At 70.5% G+C, this 5,724-nt stretch carries 5 protein-coding genes and 1 pseudogene; 2 read left to right on the top strand and 4 right to left on the bottom strand.

Annotated features, from left to right (window positions below; translation table 11 throughout):
- A partial coding sequence (gene ssd, locus G205_RS20080; RefSeq protein ID WP_009359637.1) for a septum site-determining protein Ssd occupies positions 1 to 1,299 on the bottom strand: 1,299 nt, incomplete at its 3' end.
- Positions 1,300 to 1,416: 117 nt separating this feature from the next.
- On the opposite strand from ssd, the gene G205_RS20085 reads away from it, so the two are divergent.
- Both G205_RS20085 and G205_RS20090 read left to right on the top strand, forming a co-directional pair.
- Positions 1,417 to 3,135, top strand: coding sequence for a bifunctional 3'-5' exonuclease/DNA polymerase (locus tag G205_RS20085; protein WP_009359638.1), 1,719 nt, complete (start codon positions 1,417 to 1,419; stop codon positions 3,133 to 3,135).
- A gap of 151 nt (positions 3,136 to 3,286) precedes the next feature.
- A complete protein-coding gene (locus tag G205_RS20090; RefSeq protein WP_009359639.1) occupies positions 3,287 to 3,478 on the top strand; it encodes a YegP family protein in 192 nt (63 codons plus the stop codon).
- A gap of 100 nt (positions 3,479 to 3,578) precedes the next feature.
- Here G205_RS20090 and G205_RS20095 read toward each other — a convergent pair whose 3' ends face one another.
- From G205_RS20095 to G205_RS20105, 3 genes and pseudogenes are all read right to left on the bottom strand, one after another.
- Entirely contained in the window at positions 3,579 to 4,256 is a 678-nt protein-coding gene (locus tag G205_RS20095) for an NUDIX hydrolase (RefSeq protein ID WP_009359640.1), read from the bottom strand.
- Positions 4,253 to 5,047 (bottom strand): endonuclease III, encoded by a 795-nt coding sequence (gene nth / locus G205_RS20100; protein ID WP_035753979.1) that lies wholly within the window; start codon positions 5,045 to 5,047, stop codon positions 4,253 to 4,255. Before nth ends, G205_RS20095 begins: the two co-directional genes overlap by 4 nt.
- A gap of 68 nt (positions 5,048 to 5,115) precedes the next feature.
- Positions 5,116 to 5,724, bottom strand: a pseudogene (locus tag G205_RS20105) (hypothetical protein); the annotation flags it as partial.

Consider the following 5,724-nt stretch of genomic DNA (forward strand, 5'->3'; position numbering starts at 1 on the left):
CCCGCGGCCGGCGGGGCTGCCGGATATCCGGCCGGGTCCGGTCCGGGCACGACCGGGCCAAGCACCAGCGGGCCGGGCACCAGCGGCCCGGGGTGCTGCCTCATACGAGTTCCTCCACAAACATGTCATCACCCAGTGCGTCCAGGACGGATGCGGCGAAGTGCCGGATGCTGCGCCGTTTGCCCAGGTCAAGGAGCCTGCCCGCTTCGACGGCGGCGGCCACCCCGCGCAGTTCCGCACCCGCCCCTGGACGGGAAGCCCGATGGCGTCGGCGAGCAGTGGACCGTCCAGCGCGGAACCGGGCTTCCCGCGGACCAGGAGGGCAGCCTCCACCGGCGGGAACTCCTGGAGCAGCCGCGCCGCCGCTACGGCAGCTTTGAGCTGCGCGGGAACCACCACCAGGATCCGGTCGCAATCCCACGTGAAGGCCTGGAGCGGCTCTGTCCGCCGGCCGATATCCACCACCACCAGTTCGTAGCCCCGCCGGGCAGCGTCCAGTACACCCACCGTGGTGGACGCAGCTACCGGAACGGGCTGGTCCCTGCTGGCGGGCCATGACAGGAAGGAGAACCCGCCTGCCACGGGCAGGGAGTCCGAAAGCTGCACGGGGTCGATGCTGCCCCGGGCATCGGACAGGTCCGGCCAGCGCAGGCCCGGGTGTTCCTCGGCAGCGAGGGCGAGCTCCACTCCTCCACCCCAGGGATCTCCGTCCACCAGCAGCACGCGGACCCCCAGGCCGGCGGCGGCCTGCGCGATCCAGACGGCGGCCGTGGTGGCTCCGGCGCCGCCGCACCCGCCCGTCACGCCGAGCACCAGTCCGCCGGGAGCAGGCGAACGAGACCTGCTGAGATGGTCGGCCAGCCACGCCGCGGCGTCCGGAAGCACCGCCACCCGTTCAGCGCCCAGGGCTGCGGCGAGGTGCCACAGGCTGTCGCCTTCGCCGTCAAGCCCCACCAGCACTGCGGGCGCCCGGCGCCGCGGCGGGAGTTCGCGGATATCGCTGCCCACCAGGACCGCGCCCGCCCCTTCCCAGTACCGGCCGCTTTCGGCGGCGTCGGCAACGACGCGCAGGTGCGCGCCGGCGGCCGCCACGATACGCTCCACCTCGGACCGGAGGAGCGTGGACGACGTCACCAGGAGCACCTCGTCGGCACCGGCCGGCAGCCAAGCTCCGGCGGCGTCGTTTCCCGGGCCGGTTCCAGTACCTGCGCCCCCGGCCGCCACCTCGCCGGAGGACCGCGCGGAACCGCCGGCACTGCCTGGATCGGCGTGGGAAGGGGTCAACTGGTGCCTGCTCATGGAGCCACTCTCCACCGGCGGCGGGAAGCAGGTAAGCCACCGCGGCTGCTATGTGGAAAAGCCGGGCCAGTTGGTGCCCGCACCGGACCGGCCCAAGGATCAGGGCACAATTGGAGCATGTACCTGCTGCTCGGCGCCCACCCCCACGGCGCGGCCCTTCAGGAACTGACCCAGGCGGGCGGGCCCCAGCCGGCCAACCCCGAACCGCGCATCATCGCCCGGGAAGACCTTGCCGCCGTCGTGCGCCGGCTTGAAAATGACCGGAAGGGCGGTCAGCCGCCGCGCTGGATCTGGCACCGCACGCAGGACTGGTACCCCGGCCTGCTGGCGTCCGGCGTGGAACTGGAGCGCTGCTACGACCTCACCCTCTGCGGAAATATCCTCGCCTTCTCCCAGTTCACCGCCCATACGGAGTACGCCCGCACGGCGGACAGGACCCCGGCCGAGGACCCGGTTCTCCCGCCCAAAACACTCCTGCCGCCCCGCCCGCCGGCGGACCAGGGCGCCCTGTTCGATGAGCCGGACACGGCGCCAACACCCCGGCACACGCCCGCTGAGCTCCGCACCGAGTACGCCGCGCAGCAGGCTGCCCTCGCCGCGGTGGGCCCGGAGGGAAACCAGCGCAACCGGCTTCAGCTGCTGCTCGCCGCAGAGTCCGCCGCCGCGATGATCGCCGCCGAAATGCAGCACGCCGGCGTTCCCTGGCGCGAGGACCTGCACGAAAAGATCCTCGCCGACCATCTCGGGCCGCGCCCGCCATTAGGCCACCGCCCGGCCCGGCTGGAGGCCCTGGCCGCTGAACTGCGGAACCTGCTGAACGCGCCCGCCCTGAACCCGGACTCCCCGCAGGACCTGATCCGGGCCCTGCACCGCAACGGCATCGAGGTGAAAAGCACACGAAAGTGGGAGCTGCGGGAGTCCGGCCATCCGGCCATAGAGCCCCTGCTGGAGTACAAGAAACTCTCCCGGCTCCACACCGCCAACGGCTGGGCCTGGCTTGATGCCTGGGTGGCGGGCGGCAGGTTCCGGCCCGAGTATGTGGTGGGCGGCGTGGTCTCAGGGCGCTGGGCGTCGCGCGGCGGCGGTGCCCTGCAGATCCCGCGCCAGGTCCGCGGCGCCGTGCATGCCGATCCAGGCCACAAACTGATCGTGGCGGACGCGTCCCAGCTGGAGCCCCGTGTCCTGGTGGCGCTGGCGCAGGACTCCGTGATGGCCGAGGCCGCGCGCGACCAGGACCTGTACGCAGCCATCGCCGCCAAGGGCTTCGGCGGCGACCGCGCGAAGGCGAAGATGGCCCTGCTCGGCGCCATGTACGGGGCCACCTCGGGGGAAGCCGGCAGGCTTATGCCCCAGCTGGCCCGGACGTATCCGCGCGCCGTGGACTTCGTGGAACGTGCGGCGCGGACCGGGGAAACCGGCGGAACGGTCACCACCAGGCTGGGCCGCAGCAGCCCGCCGCCGTCGGAGCGCTGGTTCCACAGCCAGCGGTCCACCACCGCCGAGGAGCAGCGGCGCGCGGAAACCATTGCCAGGTCGCGGGGCCGGTTCACCCGGAATTTCGTGGTCCAGGGCTCTGCCGCTGACTGGGCAGCCTGCTGGCTCGCGGAATTACGACGCCGGCTGCGAGGCCTCCGCGCGGACGGTACCCCGGGTGCCGAACTGGTCTTCTTCCTCCATGACGAAGTGATGGTCCATGCTCCTGTGGAGCGGGTGGCTGCCTGCACCAAGGCCATCGAGGACGCTGCCAACGCTGCCAAGGAACTGCTGTTCGGCCGCATCCCGGTGGAGTTTCCCGTCAGCATGGCCGTGGTGGACTCCTACGACCACGCCAAGTGAGGAAACCACAGATACCCATATGTCAGGGAATGTAACCTACCCGGCAGTAGCTCGACGGGCAGCGTGACGGACGTTACAGTTCATAGCGGCGACTGAGGCAGACCGGTCGGGACGGCTGATGCAACGACGCATACCAGGGGAGGTCCGACATATGGCGGGCAGATTCGAAATTCATCGGGTAGGAGACGAGTCATACCGGCTGCGGCTCACAGACGCGGACGGCAACATCGTTGCCGTGTCACCCAACTTCAAGTCGCTCAACATGCTGCTTGAAGGCATCAAGGCGATGCGGGAAAACGCGGCGACAGGCATCGTGGTGGACCTGAGGCAGCAGCAGGCCTGAAGCACCACCCACCGGGCTCCCCGGCTTCTGCCGGGGACCCGCCACGACCGGGCAGCCGCGCTCAAAGGCGCGCGTGGCTTCCCTATTCTTTTGGATCCTTTTAGACGGCCAGCCTGTGAAGGCGGGTGCGGTCCCACGGGACGGACCAGCCCAGCTGGTCGAAGAGTCCGCTCAGGACAATTCCGGTAAAGCCCCATACCAGGACACCGTTAACGGTGAATCCGGGGCTGTCGAACGTGCGCCCCGCCCGGTGCACCGTGGCCATGACGCGGTGGTCGGGATCCAGCAGGTCCCGCACGGGCACCCGGAAGACCTGGGCTGACTCGGCGTAATCCACCACCCGGACCGGCGAGGGCGAGTGCCACCAGCCCAGCACCGGGGTCACCAGGAAGTTGCTGTGGGCCAGGCCGAGCTGCTGGAGCGTGCCCAGGACCTCGACGCCGCCTGCGTCGAGCCCGGTTTCCTCCTCGGCTTCGCGGAGGGCTGCCTCCACCGGCGACTCGCCGGCGTCGATGCTGCCGCCGGGAAAAGCGACCTGCCCCGGGTGGGAGCCCAGTGTGTGGGCCCGCTCCAGGAGCAGCACGTCGAGGTCGGCGGGGGCAAGCGGCTTGCCCGAGGCGGCGGGGACGTCATCCAGTGCGCCGAAAAGCATCAGCACCGCGGCTTTTCGCGCCAGGTCCTCGTCCACGGTGAGGGCTGCCCAACGGGGATCCGGGGTGGCGTCGAATCCGGATTCGGACCGGCGCACAAGTCGAATCAGGTCATCCCGGGCACTCACAGCGTCCTCTTCCGGGATGCCATCCTGATCTCCGCGGCCCGCTCCGTGTTGGCCAGCAGTTCAGCCAGCAGGGCCTCGCTGCCCGGCGCCAGCTCATATTTCAGGAGCTTGGCCGCCTTGGCCGGGTCAGTTTCCCCCAGGCCATAACTGGGACACCAGTTGGCCACCGGGCACGCCCCGCAGGCTGGTTTCCGGGAATGGCACACCCGGCGGCCGTGGAAGACCACCCGGTGCGAGAGCATGGTCCAGTCCCTCGGCTCGAACAGCTCGGCAACGTCGGCCTCGATCTGGACAGGATCCTCCGACTGGGTCCAGCCGAACCTGCGGGCCAGCCGGCCGAAGTGGGTATCCACCGTGATGCCCGGGATGCCGAACGCGTTTCCGAGCACCACGTTGGCGGTCTTCCGGCCCACGCCGGGCAGGGTGACCAGGTCCTCGATCCGGCCGGGCACAACGCCGTCGTAATCATCCACCAGCCGGGTGGCCAGCGCCAGGAGGTTACGCGACTTCGCCCGGAAGAAGCCGGTGGGCTTGATGATTTCCTCGAGCGTGGCCGGGTCCGCCTCGGCCATGGCCCGCGCGTCAGGGTAGCGGGCAAAAAGCAGCGGCGTGATCTGGTTGACCGTGACGTCGGTGGTCTGGGCCGAAAGAACTGTGGCGACCAGCAGCTCAAACGGATTGGTGAAATCGAGCTCCGCGTGCGCGTAGGGATACTTCTCGGCCAGTGCCCTGTTGATGCGCCGTGCCCGCCGCTTCAGCGCGAGCAGCGACTCCGACGAAACCACCGGCATCCCGGCGGCCTGGCCGGCGGGCGCCGGCTTTCCGCCGGCCTTGGCGGCGCGGGGCACGGCCACGGGACCTAGCCGCGCTCGATGTTGGTGAGGTCCCTCAGGACGCCCAGCCGCCCGTCAGTGTGCTGGACCAGGAATTCGTGGCCGCGGTCTTCAAGGGCAAGGACCCAGCCGCCTGGCTCAATGACGAAGGCCGGCGCGCCGGTTCGCGGATCGTAGGCGGTGCGGTGCTGGGCGACGGCGAACCAGAACGCCTCGTGGATGGGCTGCTCGTCCAGTTCGTCGTGCCGGCTGGACGGGTCCACTGTTGCCCCGATCGGTTCCTCCGAGCGGATCTGCTGGTGCACAGCCGTTGCTGCGGGCGGCTCCCAGGTCCTCCGGGCCGCGGAGGCAGCAGCGCCGGACGCAACCGGCTGCGCACCGGCGTCGTGATGTCCGCCGGGCACACCGCCGGTGACGGACGACCCGGAACCGGCGGGCACCTGCCCGAACCGGGTCTCCTCGGCCGATGCCGCAGCGGGACGCACGACGTCGGCCGCCTGGGTGGGCGGGCCGGCGTCGATGTCAGGAGCGTGGTCGGCGACTTCGGGAGCCGTGGACACGGGCGTGCCTGCCGCGGGGGCGCCTGCCGGCGCGGGACCGGTGGCGGGCACGGCCGCGGTGGCCGGGGAATGGTG

Source organism: Arthrobacter nitrophenolicus (genome assembly GCF_000332815.1).
In the GTDB taxonomy this organism is placed as follows: domain Bacteria; phylum Actinomycetota; class Actinomycetes; order Actinomycetales; family Micrococcaceae; genus Arthrobacter; species Arthrobacter nitrophenolicus.